This is a genomic window from uncultured Spongiibacter sp., assembly GCF_964011655.1.
Lineage (GTDB): Bacteria > Pseudomonadota > Gammaproteobacteria > Pseudomonadales > Spongiibacteraceae > Spongiibacter > Spongiibacter marinus.
This window is the reverse complement of sequence record NZ_CAXGPO010000042.1, coordinates 1-25,836: the sequence shown is the minus strand read 5'-3', so window position 1 is coordinate 25,836 and position 25,836 is coordinate 1. Positions and strand designations below refer to the sequence as shown.

The 25,836-nt window shown below is 55.3% G+C and carries 22 protein-coding genes and 3 tRNA genes; 19 read left to right on the top strand and 6 right to left on the bottom strand.

Annotation, left to right across the window (positions count from 1 at the left end):
* The 4 genes from uvrC to ABNS66_RS14285 all read left to right on the top strand — a co-directional run.
* The coding region (gene uvrC / locus ABNS66_RS14300) for an excinuclease ABC subunit UvrC (protein ID WP_348655364.1) at positions 1-1,459 on the top strand (1,459 nt) is incomplete at its 5' end.
* A 42-nt stretch (positions 1,460-1,501) separates the two neighbouring features.
* Positions 1,502-2,068 carry a CDP-diacylglycerol--glycerol-3-phosphate 3-phosphatidyltransferase gene (pgsA, locus tag ABNS66_RS14295; protein WP_286694176.1) on the top strand — a complete coding sequence of 189 codons (567 nt, stop codon included), beginning with the start codon at positions 1,502-1,504 and terminating at the stop codon, positions 2,066-2,068.
* Positions 2,069-2,173: 105 nt separating this feature from the next.
* Positions 2,174-2,249, top strand: a tRNA-Gly gene (locus tag ABNS66_RS14290).
* A gap of 31 nt (positions 2,250-2,280) precedes the next feature.
* Positions 2,281-2,354, top strand: a tRNA-Cys gene (locus ABNS66_RS14285).
* Positions 2,355-2,439: 85 nt separating this feature from the next.
* Here the strand turns inward: ABNS66_RS14285 and ABNS66_RS14280 are convergent.
* Positions 2,440-3,024: a hypothetical protein gene (locus ABNS66_RS14280; RefSeq protein ID WP_286838136.1), complete on the bottom strand. Its 585-nt coding sequence runs from the start codon at positions 3,022-3,024 to the stop codon at positions 2,440-2,442.
* Between the two features lie 531 nt (positions 3,025-3,555).
* Here ABNS66_RS14280 and ABNS66_RS14275 point away from each other — a divergent pair.
* From ABNS66_RS14275 to ABNS66_RS14265, 3 genes are all read left to right on the top strand, one after another.
* Complete coding sequence (locus ABNS66_RS14275) at positions 3,556-3,780, top strand: hypothetical protein (RefSeq protein WP_286838134.1); 225 nt, start codon at positions 3,556-3,558, stop codon at positions 3,778-3,780.
* Between the two features lie 9 nt (positions 3,781-3,789).
* On the top strand, positions 3,790-6,153 hold the full coding sequence (locus ABNS66_RS14270) for a CFI-box-CTERM domain-containing protein (RefSeq protein WP_286838131.1): 2,364 nt from the start codon (positions 3,790-3,792) through the stop codon (positions 6,151-6,153).
* Between the two features lie 106 nt (positions 6,154-6,259).
* A tRNA-Leu gene (locus ABNS66_RS14265) sits at positions 6,260-6,346 on the top strand.
* A 118-nt stretch (positions 6,347-6,464) separates the two neighbouring features.
* On the opposite strand, the gene ABNS66_RS14260 is transcribed toward ABNS66_RS14265, so the two are convergent.
* On the bottom strand, positions 6,465-7,310 hold the full coding sequence (locus ABNS66_RS14260; protein WP_286838129.1) for a GIY-YIG nuclease family protein: 846 nt from the start codon (positions 7,308-7,310) through the stop codon (positions 6,465-6,467).
* 25 nt (positions 7,311-7,335) lie between these two features.
* Positions 7,336-8,388: an endonuclease/exonuclease/phosphatase family protein gene (locus ABNS66_RS14255; RefSeq protein ID WP_286838126.1), complete on the bottom strand. Its 1,053-nt coding sequence runs from the start codon at positions 8,386-8,388 to the stop codon at positions 7,336-7,338.
* Between ABNS66_RS14255 and ABNS66_RS14250 the strand changes: the two genes are divergently transcribed.
* The 5 genes from ABNS66_RS14250 (at position 8,370) to ABNS66_RS14230 (ending at position 14,271) form a co-directional block, all read left to right on the top strand.
* Entirely contained in the window at positions 8,370-9,026 is a 657-nt protein-coding gene (locus ABNS66_RS14250) for an AraC family transcriptional regulator (protein WP_286838124.1), read from the top strand. The two genes, ABNS66_RS14255 and ABNS66_RS14250, sit on opposite strands and share 19 nt — an antisense overlap.
* 82 nt (positions 9,027-9,108) lie before the next feature.
* Complete coding sequence (locus tag ABNS66_RS14245) at positions 9,109-10,050, top strand: alpha/beta hydrolase (protein WP_286838121.1); 942 nt, start codon at positions 9,109-9,111, stop codon at positions 10,048-10,050.
* Positions 10,050-11,420 (top strand): FAD-dependent oxidoreductase, encoded by a 1,371-nt coding sequence (locus tag ABNS66_RS14240; RefSeq protein ID WP_286838120.1) that lies wholly within the window; start codon positions 10,050-10,052, stop codon positions 11,418-11,420. The genes ABNS66_RS14245 and ABNS66_RS14240 overlap by 1 nt, the downstream gene beginning before the upstream one ends.
* A gap of 35 nt (positions 11,421-11,455) precedes the next feature.
* Positions 11,456-13,504 carry an MOSC N-terminal beta barrel domain-containing protein gene (locus ABNS66_RS14235; protein ID WP_286838118.1) on the top strand — a complete coding sequence of 683 codons (2,049 nt, stop codon included), beginning with the start codon at positions 11,456-11,458 and terminating at the stop codon, positions 13,502-13,504.
* 218 nt (positions 13,505-13,722) lie between these two features.
* Positions 13,723-14,271, top strand: coding sequence for an SOS response-associated peptidase (locus ABNS66_RS14230; RefSeq protein ID WP_286838116.1), 549 nt, complete (start codon positions 13,723-13,725; stop codon positions 14,269-14,271).
* A 12-nt stretch (positions 14,272-14,283) separates the two neighbouring features.
* Here ABNS66_RS14230 and ABNS66_RS14225 read toward each other — a convergent pair whose 3' ends face one another.
* Genes ABNS66_RS14225 through ABNS66_RS14215 form a run of 3 tightly spaced genes read right to left on the bottom strand, consistent with a single transcriptional unit; the run spans position 14,284 to position 18,279 of the window.
* Positions 14,284-16,572, bottom strand: a complete 2,289-nt coding sequence (locus ABNS66_RS14225; protein WP_205618878.1) for an ATP-dependent DNA helicase — start codon at positions 16,570-16,572, stop codon at positions 14,284-14,286.
* A complete protein-coding gene (locus tag ABNS66_RS14220; RefSeq protein WP_161624216.1) occupies positions 16,569-17,153 on the bottom strand; it encodes a VRR-NUC domain-containing protein in 585 nt (194 codons plus the stop codon). Before ABNS66_RS14220 ends, ABNS66_RS14225 begins: the two co-directional genes overlap by 4 nt.
* 13 nt (positions 17,154-17,166) lie before the next feature.
* On the bottom strand, positions 17,167-18,279 hold the full coding sequence (locus tag ABNS66_RS14215) for a hypothetical protein (protein ID WP_051170772.1): 1,113 nt from the start codon (positions 18,277-18,279) through the stop codon (positions 17,167-17,169).
* A gap of 298 nt (positions 18,280-18,577) precedes the next feature.
* On the opposite strand from ABNS66_RS14215, the gene ABNS66_RS14210 reads away from it, so the two are divergent.
* The 7 genes from ABNS66_RS14210 to ABNS66_RS14180 form a co-directional block, all read left to right on the top strand.
* Positions 18,578-19,849, top strand: a complete 1,272-nt coding sequence (locus ABNS66_RS14210; protein ID WP_161624215.1) for an AarF/ABC1/UbiB kinase family protein — start codon at positions 18,578-18,580, stop codon at positions 19,847-19,849.
* Between the two features lie 75 nt (positions 19,850-19,924).
* On the top strand, positions 19,925-20,599 hold the full coding sequence (locus ABNS66_RS14205; protein ID WP_027872565.1) for an outer membrane beta-barrel protein: 675 nt from the start codon (positions 19,925-19,927) through the stop codon (positions 20,597-20,599).
* Positions 20,600-20,763: 164 nt separating this feature from the next.
* A complete protein-coding gene (locus ABNS66_RS14200) occupies positions 20,764-21,270 on the top strand; it encodes a (2Fe-2S)-binding protein (RefSeq protein WP_027872564.1) in 507 nt (168 codons plus the stop codon).
* On the top strand, positions 21,267-23,429 hold the full coding sequence (locus ABNS66_RS14195) for a xanthine dehydrogenase family protein molybdopterin-binding subunit (RefSeq protein ID WP_286838111.1): 2,163 nt from the start codon (positions 21,267-21,269) through the stop codon (positions 23,427-23,429). The genes ABNS66_RS14200 and ABNS66_RS14195 overlap by 4 nt, the downstream gene beginning before the upstream one ends.
* A gap of 128 nt (positions 23,430-23,557) precedes the next feature.
* The gene (locus ABNS66_RS14190) at positions 23,558-24,661 is read left to right on the top strand and encodes an MBL fold metallo-hydrolase (protein WP_084497802.1); all 1,104 of its coding nucleotides are present in this window, start codon (positions 23,558-23,560) and stop codon (positions 24,659-24,661) included.
* A gap of 2 nt (positions 24,662-24,663) precedes the next feature.
* Positions 24,664-25,083 carry an HIT domain-containing protein gene (locus ABNS66_RS14185; protein ID WP_027872562.1) on the top strand — a complete coding sequence of 140 codons (420 nt, stop codon included), beginning with the start codon at positions 24,664-24,666 and terminating at the stop codon, positions 25,081-25,083.
* Positions 25,084-25,177: 94 nt separating this feature from the next.
* Positions 25,178-25,836, top strand: a 659-nt coding sequence (locus ABNS66_RS14180; RefSeq protein ID WP_348655363.1) for an amidohydrolase family protein, incomplete at its 3' end; no start/stop codon positions are given.

Sequence of the window (25,836 nt, the reverse complement as noted above, 5' to 3'; positions counted from 1 at the left end):
CGCCAAGGGCACGTATTTTGGCCCTTACCCCCGTGCCGGCGCGGTGCGCGAGAGCCTGAGCTGGCTGCAAAAAGTCTTTAAGGTCCGCCAGTGTGAGGACAGCTACTATCGCAATCGCAGCCGGCCATGTTTGCAATATCAAATTGGTCGCTGCACCGCGCCCTGCGTCGGAAAAATTTCCGATGACGAGTATCGACGCGATGTCGCCTACACAGAAATGTTCCTCAGCGGGAAAAGTGCCGATTTACAAGCCTCACTGGCCGATGAAATGGAGCGCAGTGCCGAGGCTCTGGAGTTTGAAAAAGCGGCGGAGCTGCGCGATCGCATTGGTTACCTGCAGCAAGTTCAAGCCAGCCAATGTATTGAGGGAGAAACCGGCGACCTGGATATCGTTGCCGGCGTTATCAACGCCGGACTGTGTTGCATACAGCTACTGTCGGTGCGCGGTGGACGGGTGCTTGGCAGCCGCAGTTATTTTCCCAAAAGTGCATTGGAGGAGGGCGTGCACGATCACGTCGAAGCGTTTATCGCTCAGCACTACCTGACGGGTAGCGGCGCGATGGACTTGCCGAAGGAGCTGGTACTCAATGTCGAACTCGGCGATGCTGCTTTACTGGCCAGCAGTTTAAGTGAACAAGCCGGGCGCAGTGTTTCCATCGCGCACCGGGTGCGTAGCCAGCGTGCTAAATGGTTGCAGCTGGCAATTACCGCCGCTGAGCAAAACCTGCAGAATCGCCTGGCGGCAACGGAGAGTATGGCTGGCCGTTATCGAGCCTTGCAGGAACTGCTGGATTTGGACGCGCCGCCATCGCGACTGGAGTGTTTTGATATTAGCCACAGCAGCGGTGAGGCAACGGTGGCCTCCTGCGTGGTGTTTGACGACAACGGGCCACTGAAGTCGGACTACCGCCGGATGAATATCGAGGGTATTACCGGGGGGGATGATTACGCGGCCATGAACCAGGCGCTGAGTCGCCGCTACAAGCGTATTGCCAGCGGCGAAGTTCCCAAGCCTGACATCCTGTTCATCGATGGCGGCAAAGGGCAGTTGAACCAGGCGCTTAAGGTTTTACATGAGCTCGGCATTCGCGATCTGCTGACCGTGGGGGTTGCCAAAGGCTCCGATCGCCGCGCCGGATTAGAAGTACTGATTCGCGGCGATAATGGACGCGAACTCAGCCTGCCAGACAACAGCCCAGCGCTGCATCTTATTCAGCATATCCGCGATGAATCGCACCGCTTTGCGATTGGTGGGCACAAAGCCCGTCGCGACAAGGCGCGCCGACAGTCGGGGTTGGAGGCGATTCCCGGCGTGGGCGCCAAGCGTCGCAGAGAGCTACTGCGCCATTTTGGCGGCTTACAAGGGGTGCGTCAGGCGAGTGTCGCCGACCTGTGTCGCGTGTCGGGTATTAGCGAAAAAATTGCCCGTGATATCTATGAAGGACTGCGTAGCGCCTAGAAAAAGCCTAAAATAGCGCCAATTCAAAGAAATGAGAGCCCCATGAATATACCCAACGCCTTGACGCTATTCCGGATTGCATTGATTCCCGTGTTTGTAATCCTGTTCTATCTGGACTTTCCCGGTAGTTACATCGCAACGGCCGCGGTATTCGCAATAGCCGGCATGACCGACTGGCTCGACGGCTACCTTGCCCGCAAGCTTGAGCAGTCCACGCCGCTGGGCGCGTTTCTGGACCCCGTGGCCGACAAGCTTATGGTCGCCGTTGCCCTGGCGCTGTTGATAGAGCGCTACAACACCCTCTGGTTTACTGTGCCTGCCATCGTAATCATTGGTCGGGAAATTGTAATTTCCGCTCTGCGTGAGTGGATGGCGGAATTGGGCAAGCGCACCAGTGTGGCCGTTTCTTACTTAGGTAAAGTTAAAACGACGGCGCAAATCGTCGCCATTATCGGCCTGCTGATGATGCCGCCCGTGGAGGGCAGTTTGTGGTACCAGGCAAATATGCTGTGCTTGTATGTTGCGGCGGTATTAACCCTGTGGTCGATGTTGATCTATCTTCATGCAGCGTGGCCGGATTTGCGCGGCAAAGTGGAAGAAAACAGATAAAACTGCGATAAATCAGCAACTTTCCTTGACAGCAAGCGGCGAGAAGCTAGAATAGGCGCCTTCTTGAGTTGCCGCCCTGTAGGGCCTTGTCTGGTATCTCAAATTGCGGGAATAGCTCAGTTGGTAGAGCGCAACCTTGCCAAGGTTGAGGTCGCCGGTTCGAACCCGGTTTCCCGCTCCAATACTTGCAACTCATCGGTTCGAGTATTAAAGGCGCGGTGGCAGAGTGGTTATGCAGCGGACTGCAACTCCGTGTACGCCGGTTCGATTCCGACCCGCGCCTCCATTTTTCTCCAGATGTAATTCCCAGAAATAAAAAACGGCTGAATAATCAGCCGCTTTGTAATGTGTTTTTTCGTTTTTATCTGCAGTTAGGCGATGCCAACATGGCGGGTGTTGTCGTAGTGACCCCGGTGCGCCTGGCTAAAGTGCTCCCAGCTCATTGGCATTTTTTGGCGCCAGCGGCCGGGTAGGTTGCTCAATGGCACCGCAATGCCGTCGCTGTCACGCCAGAACAGCCAGTCACAGTGTAAATGCGGTGTCAGGCGGCTGGCGATCTGCGCGGCCGCGGGGCTTAGCTTTACGCCGCGCAAGTCACTGCGTTTCATGGTAATGGCTTCGAGTAGTGACAGATTTTCGCTCAAGGCAAACAAGATGGCGGCGCGTTCACCTCGTTCAAAGCGCGAGATCATATAACCCGTTTCTGACACATTGCTTAATGGGTCTGGCAGCAAGCTGTTAGCGGTTGCAATCCAGCCGTTTTGCTCAGCTTGCTCGGCGGAGATTTGTAAACGGTGAAAGGCGTCGTGCCGAGCGCTTGCACCGTCCATTAACTCAATGCGGTTAAGGGCTTCCGCCACATCCTTGAGAGCGACTTCCTCCAGTCGTAGGTCATAAAAGCATGTTTGTTTAAAACAGCTTAGGTCCACAAAGCAATTCAGGTCTGAAAATCGCATGGTTTATCCGCCTCTGTGCTCTAACGGTTTTATTATGTCTCTGGTCTGGCGTAGGAACAAATCCAGATACGTATTTTTCCCTATTGTTACAGAAAAACGTGCAGTGTGTCTCCTTTTCTAATGGTATTGCTGCGGGTATTTTGCTGCGAAATGACGCGAAAACCCCTAACTTAACTAGTGTTAAACCATATATCTGCAGAAAAGTGTGCAGTAGTCGTGCGGGCTTATGTCAGCCCGTGCAGACATAGCGCCGAGGCGCTGAACACTGCGTGAATCCCTTACAGTTCCTCGACCGTCTTCGCTTTATCCTTTTCCCTGTGTTTGTGTCATACCCAGTGTGAGGGATCGGTGTTGGGGAAGCTGCGCGTAATACATTGGCTGCTTTGCGCGATTACGCTATCCAGCGCGTTGTTATTAGCGTGCTCCGAAAGCCCGGAACAGAAGCTCCCAGCGGGCGACGCACAATGGCGAGCGGACAGGTTTTATGGGCCGCGATTACGAGAATATATAGAACGGGGCAGGGCGGAGGTTTTGTTTAATTCAGAACAGCGTTTTCTGCTGCATTACCGCGCGGGAAGTCTGGCCAACGTACTTGAGCGCTTAAAACTCCACGGCTACGCTGTGGAGAAGACGAATGCGACCTTTCTGCAGATTACACTGCGCCTGAACAGTGAAGAGAAGCTACATCAACTGCAACAAATCGATGCAATAACGGCGGTATCTCTCGCGCCAATGCAATCCTCAATTTATAAATGAGATCCTGATATGACCTTAGCCCCAGCAAAAATCGGATGTGCGATCGCGGGAATACTGAGCCTGGGCATGAGCTCAGTAACATTGAGTCAGGGGGCAGACACTGCCATTAGCGAGCGATTGGGCAGCCATTTGCGGGATATGCGCGCAGGTGTCGGCCAACAAGACAGCGCCGGGCTAACGCGCTTGATGCGCAGTAGCATGGAGCAAGCGCGCTTATTCATCACGTTGCGCATCAACCCGGAGAATGTCACGGACGAGGCTTTGCGCCGCGAAATAAACAGCCTGGCGGGCGTTGATCTGCGCTATCTGAGCAACGATAGGCGCTGGGCGCGCATCAGTATTTCCAACCTGGATGTGCTCGATCAGCTTAGTCAGCAGCCGTGGCTGAGTGAAGCAAGTTTTGCCCCGCCGGCCATTCTTCGCCGTGGTGAAGCCCGAAGCCGAGCAGGCGTTGCGCTGCGTAGCGAGCAACTGGCGGCGAGCTATACCATTGATGGCAGCGGTCAAGCGATTGGTATTATCTCAGACAGTTTCTCGCACACCAGTAATGTCCGTGACGCCAATACCACGCCCGCGGTGGGCCAGGCGGGCACGTTAATGGGCAGTCGGCCGCAAGACAGTGGCGATTTGCCGCAATCCGTGCGCATCCTCGCCGATGGCAGCCGAGACGAAGGTGGGAATTTCGACGGTACGGATGAAGGCGCCGCTATGGCCGAGCTGGTGTACGACATCGCTCCCGGCGCCGATATTCTATTCCACACCGCCGGGGGCAATCGCCGCGAATTCGCCGATGCAATCAGCAACCTTTGCAATGGTGGCGCCAGCATTGTCGTCGACGATATTCTATTTCTAACCGAATCCAGTTATCAGGACGATTTACCGGCGATTGCGGCCAGTAATTGTGTCGCCAAAGGCATTCCCTATGTCAGTGCGGTCGGTAACGACGGCGACCAAGGGCATCGCTTTGTCTATCGCGACAGCAACCGCTTGGTTGATGAAGAGGCCGGCAATCGCAACGCGCCGACGGGCAGCGATCTTCACAATTGGTCGCAGAGTGGCACTGACCGCTTTATGGCGGTCACCCTGCCAGCCCGAGCGTCCACGTTTGTATTGCTTAACTGGAATCAACCCAGTGCCAGCGTAAACCCAAGCAATGGTGCGCAAGTTGACTTAGACCTCTACGCGACAACCCGCGCCGATATCAGTGCTCTCACCACCACTAACGCAAGCTTCTATGCGCGCGGTGCCAATACACAGGGCGCCACCAATAACCCGCGTGGCGACGCCGTCGAGTTTTTATTGCTTGAAACCGGCAGCACTGCCCAGACATTTTACCTGGCCGTTGAGCACTATGCCGGCAGCCAGGGAGATATCCCGCAACAGAGTGGGGTGCCCTTGGAATTCCGGCTGCTATTTACCGGTACATCGCCTGACTCTGTTGAGTACGACTACAACGGCCCCAGTACCTGGGGGCACGCGCTTACCGCGGGCATAGCCGCCGTGGCGGCCGTGCCGTGGTGGGAATCACCAGAGTTTGCACCCAGCCGTTACACCACACCGGATATCGATCCCGAGCCATTCACCTCTCGCGGTGGCAGCCAAACCATCCAATTCGATTCCCAGGGTAACTACCAAGCCAGCAATCGCAACCCGCCTGCCTTCGCCGGCGTCGATGGCAATAACACAACCTTCCTGGGCTCGCCCTCCAGCAGTGCAGCTCCCGAAGATGGCGAGCCCGACGGCTTTCCCAATTTCTTTGGCACCTCAGCCGCGGCCCCCAATGTTGCTGCGGTTTTTGCGCTGATGTTGGAAGCATTTCCGGCCGCAACGCCCGCGCAATTAATCAGTGCCGCGCGCGATAGCGCCATTGATGTCACCGGATTTCGCGCCGCTTCGGGCATCGACGATGTAACCGGCCCGGGCTTACTAAACGCCAGCGCAGCGGCGGACTTATTAGCGCAGCGTGTTGGCGACGATGACAATACCGACGACACTCCGCCGCAAGATAATGACGGCGGCAATGCCGGTGGCGGCAGCGGAGGTAGTGTCGGTGGCAGCTCCGGCGGAGGCGGTGGTGGGTGTTTTATCGCCACGGCTGCCTACGGTAGCTTTATTGCCGAAGATGTTGAGCTGCTGCGGGACTTCAGAGACCGCGTGCTGTTGCAGTTTGGTCTTGGCAGACAATTTGTCGCCTTTTACTACCAGCACTCGCCAACACTCGCCAACGCCATTGCCGAGCGAGAATGGGCAAAATCGGTGGTTCGTGCTGGCCTGTACCCAATGGTACTTTCTATTCGCTATCCGCTGAGCAGCGCGGCAGGCTTACTGCTGTTGCTGCTGGCGTTGCACATCCGACGTCAAAAAAAGCGCTGATTCAAGTGTAGAACAGCGCTAAGGCATTGTTTTTTAGGGGGGTAGGCAGTAGAATCTGCCGCCTCTACAAAAACCGCGATGGCTGCAATAGCCTCGTCGGCCTTTTGCCCGGATGGTGAAATTGGTAGACACAAGAGACTTAAAATCTCTCGACCTCACGGTCGTGCCGGTTCGATTCCGGCTCCGGGCACCAATAAAATCAAAGACTTATAGGGCGTTCTCTGTTTCTAGCAACTTTTGTTAATGTGCACAGCTTGTGTGCTGGTTGCCGTTTGTGTTTTTTTGCTTTTTTGTACCAGTTCTTGGTTTGCTTACGTTTCTTGGAGTTGCTTAAGCGGCTTTCCTTCGCGATCTACCCAGGCGGTTAGTCCGTTTGCACTACCGCCATGTATCGTTGCTGCAGCTGAACTGGGGCTAGAAAACTCCACATCCTTTGTGAATACGTATGCGCCGTTCTGTTTTATCAGCGTACCATCTTCTATTAAACGGTTTCGCTGAGAGAGCACACTCGGCCACTTCGAGGCTGATTCACGTTCCTCTAGTACGGCCTGCGAGCCCTTAAGTACGACAATGCCATTGGGTGTTAAGTACCCGGTTGCGACTAAACCTTTTATCGCGCAGTTTAGAATTTGAGATGGCGTGCTCTCTTCTTGACTGGTTGTTTTTTGCACAAATGCCTCAACCCCTAGGACCGGTAGTACTTGCAGCATTTTCCCTAGGAAGACCTCCATGTCTTCCCTGTCTGATTCCGGGAGCCGTGCCCCACTTGCTTGGCTGTTGAGGACTACAACGCGGTCTGCTTGTCTGGCGGCATCTATCAAGCGACCTTCAATATATTTGATATGTGCTTTTGTGAGATTTTCGTCCTTTGATATGAAAAAAACGACGTTATTCCAGAAGTCCCGCGATAGGTGTTGCTTCAACCGGTCTTTCACACACTCGGCTTCGCCCACGTATATCGCGTTTTTATTTGTATCTGGTTCGATTCCGGTTAAAAAATACACCCCAGAATTTTGGCTTTCCTCGCGTGCTAGTATTTTGTCAAATTCACTTCTCGGGCTGGCTACCGCTTTGCCGGTCCAGTTTGATAGCTCTGCTGTTCGAAGCCTCTTGGGGTCTCCAGAAGCCAGAAAGATTTTTAGCGTTGCTGCGGTCACGGCTTTTCCTTGTTACTGATGCTACCTAAACCTTCAATTCGAAGGTGATTGGCATATGATCACTGAGCGGAATCCATTGCTCATACCTGCCGACCTCCAATTTCGCGCCTTTGCTGAGCGCTGAGGTCAGGAACACGTAATCAATATGATAGGGTTTTTCATGCTTTTTCTGGAGGTAGAACGTCGGCTTTGTTTCCGCCCCAGGTTTGTCCTGTGTTTGTTGGTGATACAGGCTTAGTAGTCCTATTGTTTCAAGCTCGGTGACGGTGTCAGAATGGCTCCACCATCGATCAGGCTTATCCCACTGAGCATTGCTGTTGAAGTCACCTAGAATCATCGTCCGGTCGCCAGCAAGTTCAGTTCGATGAATTTGTAGGTATTTCCAGAATTGGCCGATATATCCAAATGCTTGGCTTTCTCTTCCTTTAGTCCACACTGCGAGTGCAGTAATGCCGTTGCTTAATCTAAACGGCAAGAACAGCCTCAGATCGCTGGTGCTCCATGACAGGCTCAAGCTCGTGCTGCATAGGCCTGTGATTTTGAAGCTTCCGTGCCACTTTAGTTGTTCGACAGAATGGTCTTTTCTCGGGAATACGCCGATTCCTTTGTTTTTCGACTCTCCTATCCAGATATAATCACCTGCCCAGGTTCTGTAATCCTGGGTCGATTGGGCGGGATCTTCACATTCTTGGATAACTAATAGATCAGCATCAAAGCAATCTAGCGAATGGTACTTTTTCCTGAATCCGCCGTTACAATTCCATGTAATAATTTTCACTGCATACCCACGATTTCTACTTTTGGAAAGTATTTTTAGAGAATACTCCTCGGTGCGCAAATACCCCAATATCTTGAATTTAATATTTTCGCAAAGCTGCCGGTGGGTCGTTTCTTTCTCTTCAGTAGTCAGGGTCCATATTTTTGTGGAAATGCCGTTAATATGCCCTTCAATACAAAAATACTGTCGAGGCAGACTAGTTGACGAGTAGAGGCTGGGGTGGCGATATTGTTGTGTCCCAAGGGGTGGCAATTTACCGAGGTCGCGTCGGCGATAATCGTTTGCATAGCCACTGGGCATCGCAGTTAACCATAGCGCTGGATTCTGAGCTCATTTTTGAAACGCGCGCGGGTCGGCGCAGTGCAGGGGCGGTGTATTTCCCCTCAAAGACTGAGCATCGCCTTGAGTCGGGCTTTGTCTGTTCGATCTATCTTGATCCATTGGCAGCGCCGCTTCCCGATAGCGTCGATTTTAAGCTGGTTGATGGCTGGGCGACGTTGCCATTGGATACCTTACCGGAGTGGTTATCGGGCATTGACCGAGAGACAGATTTACGGGCGCTCGTAGAGTCGGGGAACTTGCTCAGGCCACGTCAGACGATGGATCCGCGATTTGCTTTAGTAGCCGCGGAAATCAGCCAGCAGCTGGCGTTGGGACGGGATATCAGTCGAGATGCCCTGGCGGCGGTCGCGGGTTTATCTCCTAGTCGTTTTTCGCATTGGTTTGTTGAGTGTTCTGGTGTGCCACTGCGGAGCTACAAAAAATGGCTCAAGTTGAGGCTGGCGGTGGATGCGGTGTTGGCGGGCCAGCCGCCGATGGAGGCGGCAATGCAGGCAGGTTTTAGTGACCTAGCGCATATGAGCCGTGCGTTTTCAGCGTCTTTTGGCTTCACCTATTCCGATGCGATGCGCGCGATGGCGCAATCAACCTTGGTATAGCTGTTTCGTTCAATACCTCTGTCAACTCACAGAGTAGACTGGGTCTTTTAGAATAATCCGCTGCTGATAGGGGAGTGCTGGCATGAAGGTCAGAGAGGGTTTCGTTGAGTCGCATGGCCATCGCCTCGCTTATTTGGCGGTCAATGAACACTTGGCGAGCGATGATCAGCCGGCGATTATCTTTATTCATGGAGTGCTGGCCTCAGTCAATTTTTGGCGAGACTGTGTGCCGGCCAGCTTCCGTGAACAGCGCGCGTGGTATGCCTTAAGTTTGCCCGCCCATCATCCCTCTACCGTTTGCGAAAACTTTGCTTCTGAAAACCTGGATGAGCAGTGGTTTTACGACATTACCCACGGTGCAATTACCGCATTGCTAGGTAACCGAAAGGCAATTGTTATCGGGCATTCCACTGGCGGTTTCTGCGCGTTAAATCTGGCGATCCGTCGCGCGCCGAATGTGATTGGTATTGTAAGTATTGCTGGCTTTCACAGCGGCAACTGGGGCGGAGTGGAAGGTTTGCTCGTTAAGCTGGCGGCTGCGGGAAGCTGGGCGAGAAGCCTGTTTGCGTTCAATATCTGGTTGGCCAAAAAAAGCGCATTTGTTCAGCGCCGGTTTGCCAGTTTGCTGGCCTGCGACCGCCAGGCTTACCTGGCAAGCCCATTGAGTCAGAAGATGATCGACAATATTCGGGCTAATGTTCGCAGCCAAGACTCCTCGGCACTGTTTTATTTATTCCGAGGTATCAATCGTCTGGAGATTGCTGAACAGCTGAATGACATTTCCATACCGTGCCACCTGCTTGCCGGTACCCACGACCCTGTTGTTCCAGCCGAGCAATCCTTGTTGTTGGCGGGAGCGATTAAACGGGTCAAAACGGTGGTGTTCCAAGAGGTTGGTCATATGCCGTTTATGGAAGCTACCGAGGTCTGCATGGCCGCCATAGAGGGTGCTGTTAACGACGTTGCATCGCAGTATAGCCGTTATAGCATCGAGGCTGATGCTCAGCTTGAAGGAGAGCGCTGATGATCGCTACGGGTGCCAACAATGTCATTGTCATCGGAGCGGGTTTTTCCGGGCTGGCGGCGGCTGATGCACTTAATTCAGCGGGCCTGGCGGTAACCATTGTGGAAGCGCGTGACCGCGTGGGTGGACGAGCGCGTACGCAGCAACAGGAAAATGGCATTTGGCTGGATTATGGCGGTCAATGGCTGGGGCCCGGGCAAGACGAAATGTATGCGCTGGCAAAGCGCTTGGGCCATAGCACCTGGCCGATGTATACCGCCGGCAAGCATCGCACCTTGTTTTCCGGGCGGCTCGGGGCATATCGCGGCAGCATTCCCCTTAACTTGCCACTGCGCGCACTCTCTAGCTTAGGCTATGCCTACTTACGCTTGCTGCGCCTGATGCGAAGGGTCGATAGAAATAGCCCCTGGCTGTCGCCGAGGGCGCAGGAGCTGGATAGCCAAAGTGTGGGGGAGTGGATGCGCAAACATGTGCGTCACCCCGATGCCTTTAGTGTTTTTCGTATTGCTGTGGAAAGTATCTTCGCGGCTCACCCGGACGATATAAGCCTGCTGCATGCGCTGTTCTATTTTCGCAGTGGTGGAGGCTTTTTCTCCTTGGTGGAGTCCGAGGGTGGTGCGCAGCAAGACCGCCTGCAGAGAGGCGTGCAACCCTTGGCCGAGGCCTACGCTAAGGACCTGCAGCAGCGCGGTGTGCAGATTTTCCTGAATGCTCCTGTGCGCAGCGTCGAGCAGACGGGCAGCGCAGTAACAGTGAAAAGCGATACCCGAGAGTGGCAGGCCGCGGCAGCAATATGCGCCGCGCCGCCAACATTGGCCCATGACATTGTATTTACGCCGCCCTTGTCGGAGGCAAAGAAGGCGCTGCTGAACAATCTACAACCGGGCTGCGCCATTAAGTGTTTCGCTATTTATGAAACGCCATTCTGGCGCAATCAGGGTTGGTCTGGTTCGGCGGTCTCGGATGTGCCCCCGGTGCATGTGTGTTTTGACGTAACGCCTCCCGACGAAACGCGCGGCATTCTTATGGGCTTTATCGAGGGGCGCGAAGGCGTCAAATACACGGAATTGGGTGAATCGGCGCGTCGGGAAGCCTTCTTGGAAGCGCTGACAAATTGGTTTGGCGATGAGGCAGCAACCCCGCTGGATTACTACGACCACAGTTGGCGAAATGATGACTGGGCGCGTGGTTGTTACGCCGGAGTTGCTGCCCCGGGCCACTGGACGTCCGTTGGGCATAGCATTCGTGCGCCGCACGAGCGGGTGTTTTGGGCGGGAACGGAAACGGCGACGCAGTGGAATGGTTATTTTGAAGGGGCGGTGCGCGCGGGGAAGCGCGCTGCTTCTCAAGTGATCGAGACTTTGTCTTAAAACGGCAGGTGATTCTCTGAGGGTATGGGTGAAAAATGCATGTAGGCACCATTAAGGAAATATGGCGTTTTCCTGTGAAGTCGATGGGTGGTGAGCGCATCAGCGCAGCCAACATTGACTATGCGGGCTTTGCAGATGATCGCACCTGGGCGGTCCGCGATGACGAGACCAATGAGATTGCCACTGCTCGGCGTATTCCCAAGCTAATGATGCTAAAGGCCCGCTATCTCACTGAGCCGACCACCGGTTTTGGCCCGGTGGCGGCGTCGCGGGTAGAGATCGAATTTCCAGATGGGCGCCGCGTGAGCTCTGATGATCCCTATGCGTCGGCGATTTTGTCGATGTATCTCGGCAAACGCGTCACCTTGATACCGCGACCGGCTGCGCGAGATAAGGCTGCCTACCGCCTGACTCAGCCGATGAGCCCGCGAGAAATCCGCTATATATTGGGCATGAGTGCGGATGATCCAGACCCGGATTTTTCTTGGTTTTCGCTCAAAGTACTCACCAATTTGTCTAAGTACACAACGCCGCCAGGTGCGCTCTACGATGTCTATCCGCTGCATTTCATCACAACTGCCGCGCTGGATAGCATGAATGCCATTTACCCTGAGGGAAATTTTTGCTCCCAGCGCTACCGGCCGAGTTTTGTTATCGAAACGAACCCCGAGCTAACGGGCATAGTGGAGAACAGCTGGCGCGGCCGTGACCTGCGTATCGGCGATGCCCTCATTCGCTGTAATCACCCGACTATCCGCTGTTCTATGCCCGGCACGCAGCAGCCTGGTATTCACCAAGACCCCAATGTGCCCCTCACGGTGATGCGGCATGCCGGTCAGCACCTGGGGGCGTATGCGAGCCCGCGTAACCGCGCGGGGATTCAGCTCGGTGATAGCGTTGAGCTGGTCGACCAGGCAAGCACAAAACTTTACGTCTGGTTTGATGACGTTGGGCGTCGAGTCAAGTCGCAGGTCGTTAAGGCAGGGAATCGTATTGCCCAGTGGCAGGAGCAGAAGCGCGATCCGTCGTCAGCGCTAAAATCGCCTTATCCCCGGGGATTTCGTCCTTTTACTCTGGTTAAACGGGAGCAAGAATCCAGCGATATTATCTCGCTGTGGTTTCAAGACCCGGAGCGCAGCGAGCTGCCGCGCTTTGTACCCGGTCAGCATATCGTGCTGGCCATACCGCAGCTTGATGGCGGCCTGGTTTATCGGCCCTACACGCTGTCCAGCCCCGGCCATCAATTGGACAGTTTTCGCATATCCGTGAAGCGCGAAGTCGGCACGGTGAGCGGTGAACCGGCGGTGGGCAGAGGCTCCGGCTGGCTGCATGATCAACTCGCCGTTGGTGACAGGATGGCGATTAAAGATCCCAATGGGCAGTTTGGCGCCGTGCCGACAGATTCCCGACCGCTCGCGTTAATTAGTACCGGCATCGGTATTACGCCCATGCTGTCGATCCTGCAGAGTGTCGCCAAAGAAAACCCCGAACGGGATGTGCGCTTATTTCATGGCATTCGTGACCCGCAGGATTTTGCTTTCCAAGGTGCGCTCGAGGGGCTGAAGCAGCAGTTAGCCAATTTCCACTTACAGCTTTATGTGACCGGGCAGGGAGGTGAGCCGCCTGTTGGCAGCCATGCGGGTCGCATGACCCCTGAGCGAGTGTGCGCTGCACTACCCGATGTCGACAAATATGACGTTCTTATCTGCGGAAAACCGGCATTCAGTAAGGCCTTCCACGATGGCTTGTTAGCGTGCGGAATTGCCGCAGAACGCCTGCACTTCGAGAGTTTCGGTGCTAGCCTTGGCGTCGATGACGGTGACCAAACCGCGTATCGCATCCACTTTAGCCAGAGCGAGCAAACGGTAAACTGGAACCCTGCACAGGAGAGCTTGCTTAGTTTTGCCGAAGAGCAGGGCATTGATGCCAATTCAGGCTGTCGCTACGGCGCCTGCCAGGCTTGCGAGTGTACCTTGCTTTCCGGCGAGGTCCGCTATCCCGACGACGTTCAACCGCCGGGAGGCAAAAACAAAATCCTACTTTGCTCAGCGAGGCCAAAGTCGGACTTAACGCTAGCGCTGTAAGTTGCCGTCAATGTAGGGTTGCGAAGAGTAACGCTCTGGCTTGTTGTCGATTACAACAAGCGTGTTTTAAGAATTGCGGCTGTGCTTGGCTGAGCGCGGCCGTGTTGTTTGGGTAGCCTCTAATGTGTGGTCGCTTGTTTTTTGAACACAGTGCGTCGGTTGAAATGTTAATCAGAACACTGGGGTTTAATGACTTTCAAATGCCGTAGTTGCCCAATGTGGCACCTACTGAGGCAGTGCCGGTTGTGCATTTTCTAGAGGGACAGTTGACGATCAGCCCTATGCGTTGGTGGTTGGTGCCAAGTTGGTCAGACGGGCCAAGCACGAAGTTTGCGATGTTCAACGCCCGAATCGAGTCGGTACAAACGAGCAGGGCCTACAAGGGGCCGCTCAAATACCGGCGTGGGATTGTTCCGGCGTCAGCATTCATGGAATGGCAGACGGTAGCGGGTAAGAAGCAGCCCTATTATTTTACCGGTGACCCAACGCCGCTGGCGCTAGCGGCTATCTGGGAGGAGTGGGGCGGGGAATTACTGTCGGTATCAGTGCTCACGCAGCCTGCCGATAGCAATTTTACCCGCTACCACCCGCGTATGCCGGTGATGCTGTCGGGCGAGCAGATAAACTACTGGCTCGATCACCGGCTCGCGCCACAAGACGTGCTGGCGGCTGTGTCTGGCGCAAGTGTTCCGCTGTTGGCCAGGGCGGTTGATCCCCAACTCAATAATGCCCGGCTGAAGGTCTTTCCCAATTCTTTCACACCATAGTATTCATGGCGGTTAACGCAGGCCCCACCACTTGGGCAGTAGTGCCCGGACTGCGGGCCGGCTAAAGCGATCATCGATTAACTCGATAACGCCGCGATCCTCCTCGGTGCGAATTAATCTCCCTGCCGCTTGTACCACTTTTTGTATGCCGGGGTAGAGGTAGGTGTAGTCATAGCCGCGGCCGTAGCGCGCTTCAAGCCGTTGCCGGAGAACTTCGTACAAGTCGTTGTGGGGAGGAAGGCCGAGGGTGGCAACAAACACGCCGATCAACCGTTCTCCTGGCAAATCTATGCCCTCGCCAAATACCCCGCCTAATACCGCGAACCCGACACTGGGGGTGGCATCGCCGGCTTCAGTGATAAAACTGTCTCTTTCAGTGGGAGGCATGCCTGGGCGTTGGCGCAATAGCCGCAATGTGGGGGCGTGCTCCCGAAGGTATTCAAACAGGGCGTTTAGGTAGTCAAAACTGCTGACATACACCAGGTAGTTGCCAGGGATTGCGGTCATTTGTTGCACGATACGGTCGCAAATTGGCGCGAGTGAGTGCTGGCGCTGCTGCTGACGCGTGTTGATTGAGGTGATGAGTCTCAGGTCTATTTGCTCGCGAGAAAATGGGCTCTCCACATCCTTAAAAACCGTATCGGCGGGCAGTCCCAGCAGGTCTTGGTGGTACTTAGGAGGGGACAGGGTGGCGGAGAACAACACGGTGCAGGCGGCGGCGTCAAAGCGAGGCCGCAAATGGTCGGCGGGAATGAGGTTGTCGATACACAGTTTGCCACTTCCCGGCTTGGCTTGAAGACTACCACTTACGGTTTCAAAGCTGAGCGTACACAGGGAGTGGTCTGCAAAGCTTTCAGCCAGGCGCAGAAAGGCGAGGGCGGTGAATAGTACCTGCTGTACATCGGCGGCGGCCGGGTGGTCAGTGAGGTAGTCGGTAATGGCGGCAATGACGCTGTACAGCGCGCTATTGAGCGCCTCTGGCACCTCGTCGAGATAGTATTGGTGGTGAAGTTCGAACTCGCTGTCCTCAAGATAGGGGCGAATCAACGCGGCCCAGGCGGTTTCCAGCTCAGAGAGCGGTTTGAGTAGCGGTGCCGGAACCTTGCGCACGGTGTAAAGTAACTCGGCCTCGGAAAGCTCCATGCTGTACATGCCGCGGGCCCGGTCGATAAGGTTGTGGGCTTCGTCGACCACCGGCATTACTCGCCACAGATGTTGCTGGGCCAAGCTGTATAGGAGGGCGAATTGATCGAAATAATGATTCACATCGCCCACCACAATATCTGACCAGCGCGCCATTTCCTGGGCGAGAAAGTAGCGGCAAATGTCGTGCTCCGCGGCAATCTGGCGCAGCGTTGTTTGGTCGAGACAGCGCGTCTGGGTCGCCTGCTGGCGCGCTGCGCTAAGCCTGTCGAAAAAACCATTGGCCAGGGGGCAGGAATCGCCGTGACAGGCTTTGTCTGGATGGTCACAGCTGGCTTCTTTGGCAGAGAGCTCCACGAATCGCAGGGGCACTGTGGTGTCTTGGTGGTCGAGGATGCTGCGAAGGCCATCTAAGCCGAGCTGGCGCCCGGTGTTGCGATTACTTAGAAAAAACACGCGATCGAGGTCGCTGGCTGGCATAGCCTTTAGCGCCGGGAATAAAACACCAACGGTTTTTCCGATGCCGGTCGGGGCTTGGAGTAACAGTGGCGTGTCGCGCCTTGCGGCCTTATAAACGTTTTCGGACAGTGCCCGTTGGCCGGTGCGAAAGTCCGGGTAGGGGAAACGCAGTGCCGTGAGGGCCTCGTCCCGCGCGTGGCGGTGTCCGGTTTCACTTTCCGCCCAGTGCCGATAGCGGTCGCAAAGTATGGTTAAAAACTGGGTCAGTGACGCGGCCTCGAAGGTTTGCGTGTCCTGCGTTTCCTGTTCGTCGCGGACTTCAAAGTAGGTGAGCCGTAGGTCGATATTGTCGCGTTTGTCGCGCATGCACAGTAGAGCGCCGTACACTTTTAGCTGCGCCCAGTGTAAGGCTCGCCGCCCGGGTCCAATGCGGTTGATATTTCCCCGATGCGTTTTAATTTCTTCCAGATAGCATTTGTCGGGGTTCGCGTAGTAGCCGTCTACGCGCCCGCTTATCGCAATGCCCTCGCACTCTCCGGTTAACCGGTATTCCGCGACATAGGGATCGGGACGGCGTTGTTGAACGGTGAGGTGGCCGATAATGCCCTCATCGGCGCTCGGTGCGGGGGTGTAGCGAAATTCCAGGCTGCCGCTTCGCGCGGCAAATTCGCAGAGGTTGCGCACCGATACCTCAATCATGATTTGCTCTCCCAATCGACTTCTGCAACGGATACGGGCAAACCGGCCTGAAGCATGGTTTCAATCCACAGGCGCTGATGGTCTTGCAGGCGGTCGCCGGGGCCTTTGACTTCAATCAGTTGATAGCGGCATTGGGCGGTATCGAATATCACCAGATCCGGCATACCGCGCCGGTGGTGGCGAAGATCGCTGAGTAGGTGGCGGAAAACGATGCGCAAATGCTCGGCAGGAATACAGCGTAGCGCCGCTTGGACCAGCGCTTCGCTCATTGCCGGCCAGTGTATCAATGCGCAGGAAACGCCGTGCTTGGCCTGCCAGATTTTCCATATTTCCTGCTGATAGGCCTTGGTTTCGAGTAAGCGTAAACGCTGGTCGATTAGTGTTTGCCGGCGAGTGACAAAATCGGCTCGAAATAAGTCGGCGGGGCCGGCCTGAAAAGGATGAAAGAAGGCGCCGGGCAGTGGTTCAAATAACACCGGCCAGAACAGCAATCCAAAAAGCCCAGTGAATAAGGTGTTTTCGCTATAGAAGCCGGTAAGCGCGCTATTTTCGGTTAGCGCGGTTAGCGTTGCAATTTCCACGCTGTGTTCAGATTTACGTAATAGCAGGGTCTGGCTGGGAATAGGCTGCACGCGCCGGACCGGGCTGCACGCGCCGGACCGGGCTGGACTGACCGGCCTTGCGCCGAAGGCGATGCTGAATCCGTTGTAAGTGCAGTCGAGTTTCCGGGCGCTGCACGTTGTGAAGTGACGCATCCAAACGCGGCAGCAGTTGCTCGGGTAAGGGTGTGGATTTTTCCAACACGCGAAACTGCCTGACCAGTGCTTCTTCTAAGGGGTTGTCGCGGTAGAGCTGTAGTGCGGTATCGATATCACCGCAGCGCTCAGCGTGATGGGCGAGCTGAAAGAGTAGTTTTTGTCGGCGGTGTTCCAGCCAGTTATTTGTGCTGGGGCCAGGCACCTGAAGCTCATTGACGGGAACGCCCTCTGCCAGGGCTGTTTGACAGTGGTAGATGTCGAGGTAATCGTCGACGTCATTGCGGTCTGAAAACGCGCGCGATTGTGGCGTGAAACTCACTGCCTCGTAGCGCTGATAGCCCAGCTCGGCGAGCACAAATTCCGACCAGTCTTGGTAGAGATTGCCGAAGAACATCAATCGAATTCGCTGCAATAGCGCGTCGCGAAGTAGGCTGATCGTGTTAATAGCGCCCTCGGGCCACCACTGCTGCATGGTTTGTGCGGAGTGATTGGCAACCAGGGTTTGCAGCGGCGCCAGCATCTCGCTTTTGCGCAGTGTTCGTGGGCAGTCAACGCCGCGGCTGGTCAGTAATTGCAGTAATTCCGCTCGGCGGCACAGCTTGTGAACGTCGTTGGCCGTTAATGTCGGGTTTAGCGCCACCCAGCCAGCGTCGACCAGTGGCCGTAGCGCGTCATCGATAGACGGAATCTCTCGATAGCGCAGCGCGTCGCCACGAAATAGTGTGCCACTGCGCATGCTTAGTCTGGCGAGTAATGCGCGGCTGTGCTTCGGTAGCGCGATAAACTGGTCGAGTATCGATCGTTCTGCCGTCTCCAATAGGTCACTGTGGTGGCTGCGTACCCAGTGAATAACCGTTTCCAGATTCGCCAGGTAGTACAGCGGATCGTTCAGCGAGGCGCGCTGAATTTCTGCGTTGTGATGGCGTTTATCCGGGGGCGCTGTTTTCATAGAGGGTGTTTGTGAATGAAGCAGGGGCCTTAGCAGTTAGAGGAAAGCGACTGGCGATACTGCGTCGATCGGTCTTCGCTCATCATACATTTTGTACTGTACGGGTGCACAGTGATAGACCGGGGCGGGCGGGAATGCAGCCGCGCGACTGTGGGGCGACTAAATAAACCGTAATCCAAATACGCGCTGTAACATCGTATACCGTAACAAACGGCGCAGTAGTGATGTGATCACCGCCGTGGCGGGTGAATTTTATCGGCGTCGGGATATCGCCAACCTATATCGGAGGGAAATGGCATTGCCGAATTCTACAAAGCGCGGGCGGCGCATCCTGGCGGCGGGGGCGCGTACCTTAGGGCGCGGCATTTTGCGCACCGTTACCCGATCAGATGCGGGGGCACACTGGGCGCGAGTAGGAGGCGACTGGTACGAAACCCTGGGGGAGCTTAAAGGTGCGGCAATGAAACTTGGCCAGCTAGCATCCCAGTATCACGATGTGCTGCCCCCGGAGTTGTCTAAGCAGTTGGCACGGCTGCAGGCCGATGCCGCGCCGTTGCCCTGGGAGCGCATCCGGGAAGTACTTGATGGACAGTGGTCAGCACATCAGTGGCAACTGATTGCAGAGATTGAACACGCGCCACTGGCCAGTGCCTCGATTGGTCAGGTGCATGTGGCAACACTTCGTGACGGGCGAAAAGTGGCAGTAAAAGTACGCTACCCTGGTGTTGCTGCGGCGATGGACGCTGATATTAATAACCTAGGCAGAATGCTGCGCATGGCGGGCATTTTGCCCTTTGATGGCGCCAGCCTGAAGGCCGTGCTGGAAGAGGTTCGCGAGCGGATGGCCGAGGAGATGGATTACCAGCGCGAGCGAGAACATTTAGAAATTTTTGCCGGCTTGCCAAATCGCGATGGCATCATCGTTCCCGACGTCGTCACTGAGCTCTGCAGTCCATCGGTGGTGGTAACGGAGTTTGTCAGCGGTAGCGGCATTGAGGTGGCGCAACGCTGGCCTCAGGCTGTGCGCGATCGCATTGGTGAGCGCTATGTCGACTGGATGGTGGCGCAGATATTTGATCATGGTATTGTCCACGCCGATCCGCACCCTGGTAACTACAGTTTCCGCAAAGACGGCAGCATTGTTGTTTTCGATTTTGGTTGCGTGAAGCGCGTTAATGGCAAAGACCAACGGCTGATCGCCGAGCAAGTGCGTGCGGTGGTTGAGCGCAATATGGCGGCGCTGCATCAATCGCTGGGTGAGATGGGAAGTTTGGCCAAGCCGGGCCGTCAGCCCTCTGCTGGCCTGGAGCGCGCATACACGGAAAGCACCGAATTTTTGCATGAGCGGATGATTGTCGAGCCACCATTCGATTTTGCAGATCCGAGTTTTATTACCGACGCCCGGGCGATCGCGCGGCGCGCACTGCCGGTATGGGGGCAATTTAAGCCGGTTCCTGACCTGGCCTTCGTCGCTCGTTCTCTCAGTGGTGGCTACTGGTTGCTGCGCAGGCTGGAAGCGCAAGTCGATTTACGTGAGCGCATTGTGGAAATTGCAAAACGGCGCCACTAGCTAAGGTCGTTATTCAGGCTCGATTCAGGCTGAGCGCGCCACACTGGCTTCACTGTTCACTCTTGGAGTACTGCAATGAAGCCACAACTGATGGGCTGGGCGCTTTTACTTTCTACTACCTCAGGTGTTGCGATGGCCGGCCACGCTGGCGGGCATTATTCTTCCTATAGCCGCTCCCCTAATTTTTATTTATTCGGAGGCCTGGGAGCCTCTGAGTTCACCACCGATGCCGGTGATATTCGCTACAGTTTTGGCGACGGCTCACTGAGAGATATCGAGGTGGATAACCAGTCTACCGCTGGGCGTTTTGGATTTGGGATTGTGCTCAGTGAGGCGCTGTCGCTGGAGCTGGGTTACGCGCACTTAGGCGAGCTCAGCGCCAGAGCGCAATCCGACGGCAGTCAGGTGTTAAATAATGGCTATGCGCCCGGGCCGGTTGCGATCGATGGCGACGTAGACGGCGCGTTTTTTGGTGTGCGCTTTCATACGCCAATGTCAGAACCGGCGTCGGCCTTTTTCCGAGCGGGGATGTATGGCTGGACAATGGAGGGCTGGGTGGACGACAGCGATCGCCGCGGCCAATTCACCCTTGAGGGTAGCGATCCCTACGTGGGCGTTGGCTTTATGATGGCGATCTCGCCCGCCGCTGCGGTATCGCTTTCCTATGATTACTATCCTCTGGAAGACGACCGCCGCTCCTTCGACTCAGCAGCCGATGTGCTGTCGCTGGATGTGGTGATGAGCTTCTAGCAAGTTACGGCCATGTAACCCGATAATAATGCATTTTCGCCGCATGTTCTGCGAATTATGAACAAGCTGTAATGGGGTTGTCAGCATCTTTTCTCCATAATCGTCGTTTATAAAAAATAGTCGTATGCTCGCTGCTGAGCATGCAGATCTAGTACGGAGAAAATATGACCAGTCTGGCATTTACGCTAAACGGTAAGGCCGTTGAACTTGATGTTGACCCGAGCACACCGCTGTTATGGGTCATTCGCGACGAGCTGGCAATGACCGGCACCAAGTTCGGTTGCGGCATGGGGCTGTGCGGCGCATGCACGGTGCACTTAAACGGCAACCCTATTCGCAGCTGTAGCTTCCCTGTTCAGGGGGCCGTAGGCCAGGCAATCACCACGATTGAAGGCTTGGTTGACGAGCAGGGTGGCCTCCACCCGGTTCAGGAAGCCTGGATCGAGCACAATGTTCCCCAGTGTGGATATTGCCAGTCCGGTCAAATTATGTCGGCGGTGGCCTTGTTGGAAAGCAATCCGCAACCGAGCGATGCCGATATCGATGCGGCCATGTCCGGTAATATCTGCCGCTGCGGTACGTATTCAAAAATTCGCGCGGCGATTCACGCTGCAGCAGCGGGCGTGCAACATTATGACCCCCAGGCAAATAAAGCGGAGGTGGCGTCATGAGTATTCGTCGTCGCCGTTTTATCCAAGGTAGTGCCGCCGTCGGCGGGTCCCTGGTTCTGGGCGTTAATCTCACCGGTTGTGGGCCAACGCCGCTGCCGCATGCCGCGTCAGCAGACCTTCAACCCAATGCGTTTTTGCAGCTGAGCCCCGACGGGCAGATAACCTTGCAGCTGCACAAATCGGAAATGGGTCAGGGAACCTACACAGGAATGGCGACGATGGCCGCCGAAGAGCTGAACATGCCGCCAAGCATGCTGCATATCGAACAAGCTCAATTCCATCCGGATTTTATCGACCCCGATTTCTACGTAATGCTTACCGGTGGCAGCTCATCGATTCGCACCAGTTTTGAGCCCTTGCGTAAAGCTGCCGCCAGCCTTGCGTATTTGCTGCGCAGCGCCGCGGCGGAGCAGGCGGGCGTGGATATTGCGACAGTGATGTTGCGCGATGGAAATGTTTATATCGGTGATTTAGAGGTTAAGCCGGCCAGCCTGATTGATCGGGCTCGTCAACAAGAATTACCCGAGGAGGTGCCGCTCAAAGCCGCGCGCGACTACCGTTTTATTGGCAAGCACAATGCGCGCTTAGATGCTCGGGCAAAAGTGACAGGGCAGGCCGACTTCGGTCTTGATGCCCAGTATCCTGGCGCGCTGAGCGCCGTGCTGGTGCGCTGTCCACATTTTGGCGGCAGCTTAAAAAGCTTTGATGCCAGCGCTGCGCTGGCCAGCCCCGGTGTTGAGCAGGTGCTTGAAGTCGACGGTGCCGTGGCGGTATTGGCCGGTAATTATTGGCAAGCGCGCCAGACGGCAAACAAAATCAGCGTTGAGTGGAACAAGGGGCCGCTGGCTGGTGTGAGTAGTCGAGCACTGCGCGCCCAGCGGCACGAACTGGCAAAGACTGAAGAAGGCAAACAAGTTGAAGAGGTCGGTGAGGCAAGTGCCGCGGTAGGGGAGCGCTTTGAAGCTTTCTACGACGTGCCACTCCTGGCACACGCTACGATGGAGCCGATGAATGCGCTGGCCGTTGCCAGTGACGATGGCATAGAAATCTGGTCTGGTATGCAGGGTGTGCAGTTGGCACTTGATGCGGTAGAACGTGCCACCGGGATCGAGCGTTCGCGGATTCGTCTGCATAACCACTTTTTAGGTGGTGGCTTTGGGCGACGCATTCAAAATGACTATGTGGTTGAAGCAGCGCGTATTGCCCAACTTTCTGGCAAGCCGGTCAGGTTGGTATGGAGTCGTGAAGACGACACTCGCCACGACTTCTATCGGCCTGACGCGACGGCGCTGATGGCGGCGACCATCGACGGTGACAGCATTAGTAGCATGCAGATTAAAGCGGTCGCACCGAGTATCTTTGGCCAGTTTTTACCGCTAATGACCCGCAGTTTGTTGCCTCGCTGGCTACCCTCAGGTATTCACGATGGCATTGGTGACATGGCGGCTGGGTCAGACCCCTCAGCCAGTGAAGGCTTGATTCATACTCCGTATAATTTTGCCTACAAGCGCAGTAACTACGTGATGCAGGACGTGTCTGCGCCGCTGGGTTACTGGCGCTCAGTGGGCCATTCGCAGAATGCGTTCTTTATGGAAGGCTTTATCGACGAACTGGCTCACCAAACCAACAAAAATCCGCTGGATTTTCGTCTGGCCAATATGGATCCGGAGTCTCGCCACTTTGCGGTGTTGAGCAAGGCCGCTGAACTGGCTGATTGGGGTAACCCGCCTGCCGGTCAGTATCAGGGCTTAGCGGTGCATGAATCCTTTGGCAGTGTGGTGGCAGAAGTGGTGAATGTGTCAGCTGACGGTGGGCGCATTCGGGTGCACAAGGTGACGTGTGTTGTTGACTGCGGCCAAGTGATTAACCCGGATATTGTCGTCGGGCAAATGCAAAGTGGCATTAACTTTGGTTTGACGGCGGCCTTGAAAGGCGAAATCACTCTTGAGGACGGCGCTGTCCAGCAGAGTAACTTCCACGATTATCAGTTGCTGCGGATTAACGAATCCCCAGAAATTGACGTTCATATTCTGCCGAGTACCAACCCGCCCAGCGGCGTCGGTGAGCCAGGTACGCCACCCGTGGCACCGGCGCTGGCCAATGCCATTTTTGCGGCGACCGGGCAACGTCTGCGCGAGCTTCCTTTGCGTTTGAGCTAAGTCTGCAGTGAACTGATAAAGGCTAATTAAACCGCCGCCGCTTTGGCGGCGTGTTTAGCTGCATCTTCGCCAATCTTCTGCCAAACTGGTGTTTTTGCCTCTCTTCACGGCAACGATGGACCGTATCTATGAGTTCCGAATCCCAAAACCCTATTCGTTATCCGTTCTCCCAAGCGCCTGCTAAAGGGGAGTGGATTGAAGTTGCGCCCGGCGTCTTTTGGTTGCAGATGGCGCTGCCCATGGCCTTGGATCACATTAATTTATATGTGCTGGACGACAGCGACGGTTGGTATATCGTCGATACTGGCATGAAAACAGGGGATACCCAGGAGCGCTGGCAGTTATTGTTCGACGGCCCGATGGCGGGCAAGCCGCTCAAGGGGGTTATCTGTACCCATATGCACCCCGATCATATTGGTCAGGCGGGTTGGCTTTGCCGCGAGCACCGCGTGCCCCTGTATATGAGCTTTGGCGAATATATCAGCTCGCGCGTGTTTAGCTCGATGGGGCAGGGTGATCTGGAATGGACCACTGAGCGCTATTTTCAGAACGCCGGCATTCCCGCGGACGTCATCGAGAAAATGCGCAATAAATTCCGCGGCTTCGGCAATATCGTTGAGCCAATGCCCAAGGCCTACCAGCGCCTGAGAGACGGTCAAACGCTGAAGATTGGTGGCCGACGATGGCAGGTAATGACAGGCAGTGGGCATTCGCCGGAGCATGTCAGCCTGTTTTCTGCCGACGATAAACTGTTGCTTTCCGGCGACCAAATTATTCCGCGCATCACGTCAAATGTTAGCGTGATGCCCAGCGAGCCAGAGGCCAACCCCCTTGCGGACTGGTTTGCCGCCCTCACGCGCTTTCGTGAAGCATTACCTGCCGACACCTTGGTGATGCCCGCCCACAACGCGCCGTTCTATGGTGTGCATTACCGCCTAGAATATTTGATTGATCATCACAAAGGGCACTTAGCAGCTGTTGAGAAGGCCTGTGAACAGCCCAAATGTGCCATTGAGCTTTTCGATGTTTTGTTCGCGCGCAAGGTCGAGATGAGCCAATTAACGCTGGCCCTCGGTGAGTCCATTGCCCACCTGCATTACTTGTATTACCAGGGGCGCTTACAGCGTCATCTCGACGAGCAAGGCGTTTATCGCTACAGCAGTTTAGACCCGGATGGCAGCCCTTACTCGCGCTGCCCGCATCAGCCCGATGATGGCCCGATGGAGGTATAGAAATGAGCGATTGTATTTTTTGCCAAATTGTTGCGGGCCAACTTCCCTGTCACGAAGTGTATCGCGATGATCAGTTACTGTGTTTTATGGATATCGCACCGGCCAGTAATGGCCACTGCTTGATAATTCCGCATGAGCACCACGATGACATTTTTACCATGTCAGACACTTTGCTGGCGGCAGTAAACCAGTTCGCTGGACGCCTTGCGCCCATTTTAAAGGCGCACTGCCAAGCAGATGGCATTGGTGTTCATCAGCTAAACGGCGCCGCTGCCGGGCAAACCGTTTTTCATTACCACATGCATTTGATTCCCGCGTATCCGGGGCAAAGCATTCAAATACACGGTCGCGCCCAGGGTGACCCACAGCAATTGGCTGATAACGCGACGGCGTTACGTGAGGCGCTGGCCACGGGTAATTGACCGATTTTGTCCATGCGCTGGCGTCTAATGCTATTGAGGCGATGATGCCTTGCCCCGAGAATGTGTGCACACAACGAAAACAAGGAGCCATGCCATGCCAATGCCCAGTGACGTTAAGGTAGTCGACCTGATGCTGAGTGTGCCCGGCGAAGACAATAGCCAGTGGTACGAGTTCATGAAGCCACTGCTGATGGACGAAGAGAGCCGCAATCTGTTCAAGATGCCCGCTCAGTACATGTTTAAAGACATTCCGGATACCGGCAAAAAAGAAGATTACATCGCTTACACCATCGAACAGATGGACAAGCACAATATCGAAATTGCCATGACCGGCATTGACGATCACAACGAAGTCGCCAAGGAAGCGCTGCGCCGTCACCCCGACCGCTTTATTTGCAGCTACGAAGCCAACCCCAACAATGGCATGGAAGAAGTGCGTAAAATCGTGCGGCTGCACGAAGAGTACGGCATTAAGGCCGTTACGGGCTTCGCCTCGGGCCTGTGTCCGCAAGTGCCTTACAACGACAAAAAATGGTATCCGATCTACGCCAAACTGGTAGAGCTGGATATTCCGTTCTGTCCCTGTGTGGGCGTGCCCGGGCCGCGTCTGCCCATGGCTCCGCAAAAAGTGGAGCTGCTGGACGAAATTTGCTGGTTCTTCCCCGAGCTGAAAGTGGTCATGCGTCACGGCGCCGAGCCCTGGGAAAAACTGGCGTGGAAGCTCATGCTCAAGTACCCCAACCTGTACTACAT

Excerpts from the sequence above, each read along its gene's own strand:
- ABNS66_RS14225 (WP_205618878.1), bottom strand. The coding sequence starts at position 16,572 with ATGATTGAGGTATCGGTGCGCAACCTCTGCGAATTTGCCGCGCGAAGC.
- ABNS66_RS14205 (WP_027872565.1), top strand. The coding sequence starts at position 19,925 with ATGAAGCCACAACTGATGGGCTGGGCGCTTTTACTTTCTACTACCTCA.
- ABNS66_RS14215 (WP_051170772.1), bottom strand. The coding sequence starts at position 18,279 with ATGAAAACAGCGCCCCCGGATAAACGCCATCACAACGCAGAAATTCAG.
- ABNS66_RS14280 (WP_286838136.1), bottom strand. The coding sequence starts at position 3,024 with ATGCGATTTTCAGACCTGAATTGCTTTGTGGACCTAAGCTGTTTTAAA.
- ABNS66_RS14190 (WP_084497802.1), top strand. The coding sequence starts at position 23,558 with ATGAGTTCCGAATCCCAAAACCCTATTCGTTATCCGTTCTCCCAAGCG.
- ABNS66_RS14245 (WP_286838121.1), top strand. The coding sequence starts at position 9,109 with ATGAAGGTCAGAGAGGGTTTCGTTGAGTCGCATGGCCATCGCCTCGCT.
- ABNS66_RS14200 (WP_027872564.1), top strand. The coding sequence starts at position 20,764 with ATGACCAGTCTGGCATTTACGCTAAACGGTAAGGCCGTTGAACTTGAT.
- ABNS66_RS14240 (WP_286838120.1), top strand. The coding sequence starts at position 10,050 with ATGATCGCTACGGGTGCCAACAATGTCATTGTCATCGGAGCGGGTTTT.
- ABNS66_RS14255 (WP_286838126.1), bottom strand. The coding sequence starts at position 8,388 with ATGCCCAGTGGCTATGCAAACGATTATCGCCGACGCGACCTCGGTAAA.
- ABNS66_RS14195 (WP_286838111.1), top strand. The coding sequence starts at position 21,267 with ATGAGTATTCGTCGTCGCCGTTTTATCCAAGGTAGTGCCGCCGTCGGC.
- pgsA (WP_286694176.1), top strand. The coding sequence starts at position 1,502 with ATGAATATACCCAACGCCTTGACGCTATTCCGGATTGCATTGATTCCC.
- ABNS66_RS14185 (WP_027872562.1), top strand. The coding sequence starts at position 24,664 with ATGAGCGATTGTATTTTTTGCCAAATTGTTGCGGGCCAACTTCCCTGT.
- ABNS66_RS14270 (WP_286838131.1), top strand. The coding sequence starts at position 3,790 with ATGACCTTAGCCCCAGCAAAAATCGGATGTGCGATCGCGGGAATACTG.
- ABNS66_RS14235 (WP_286838118.1), top strand. The coding sequence starts at position 11,456 with ATGCATGTAGGCACCATTAAGGAAATATGGCGTTTTCCTGTGAAGTCG.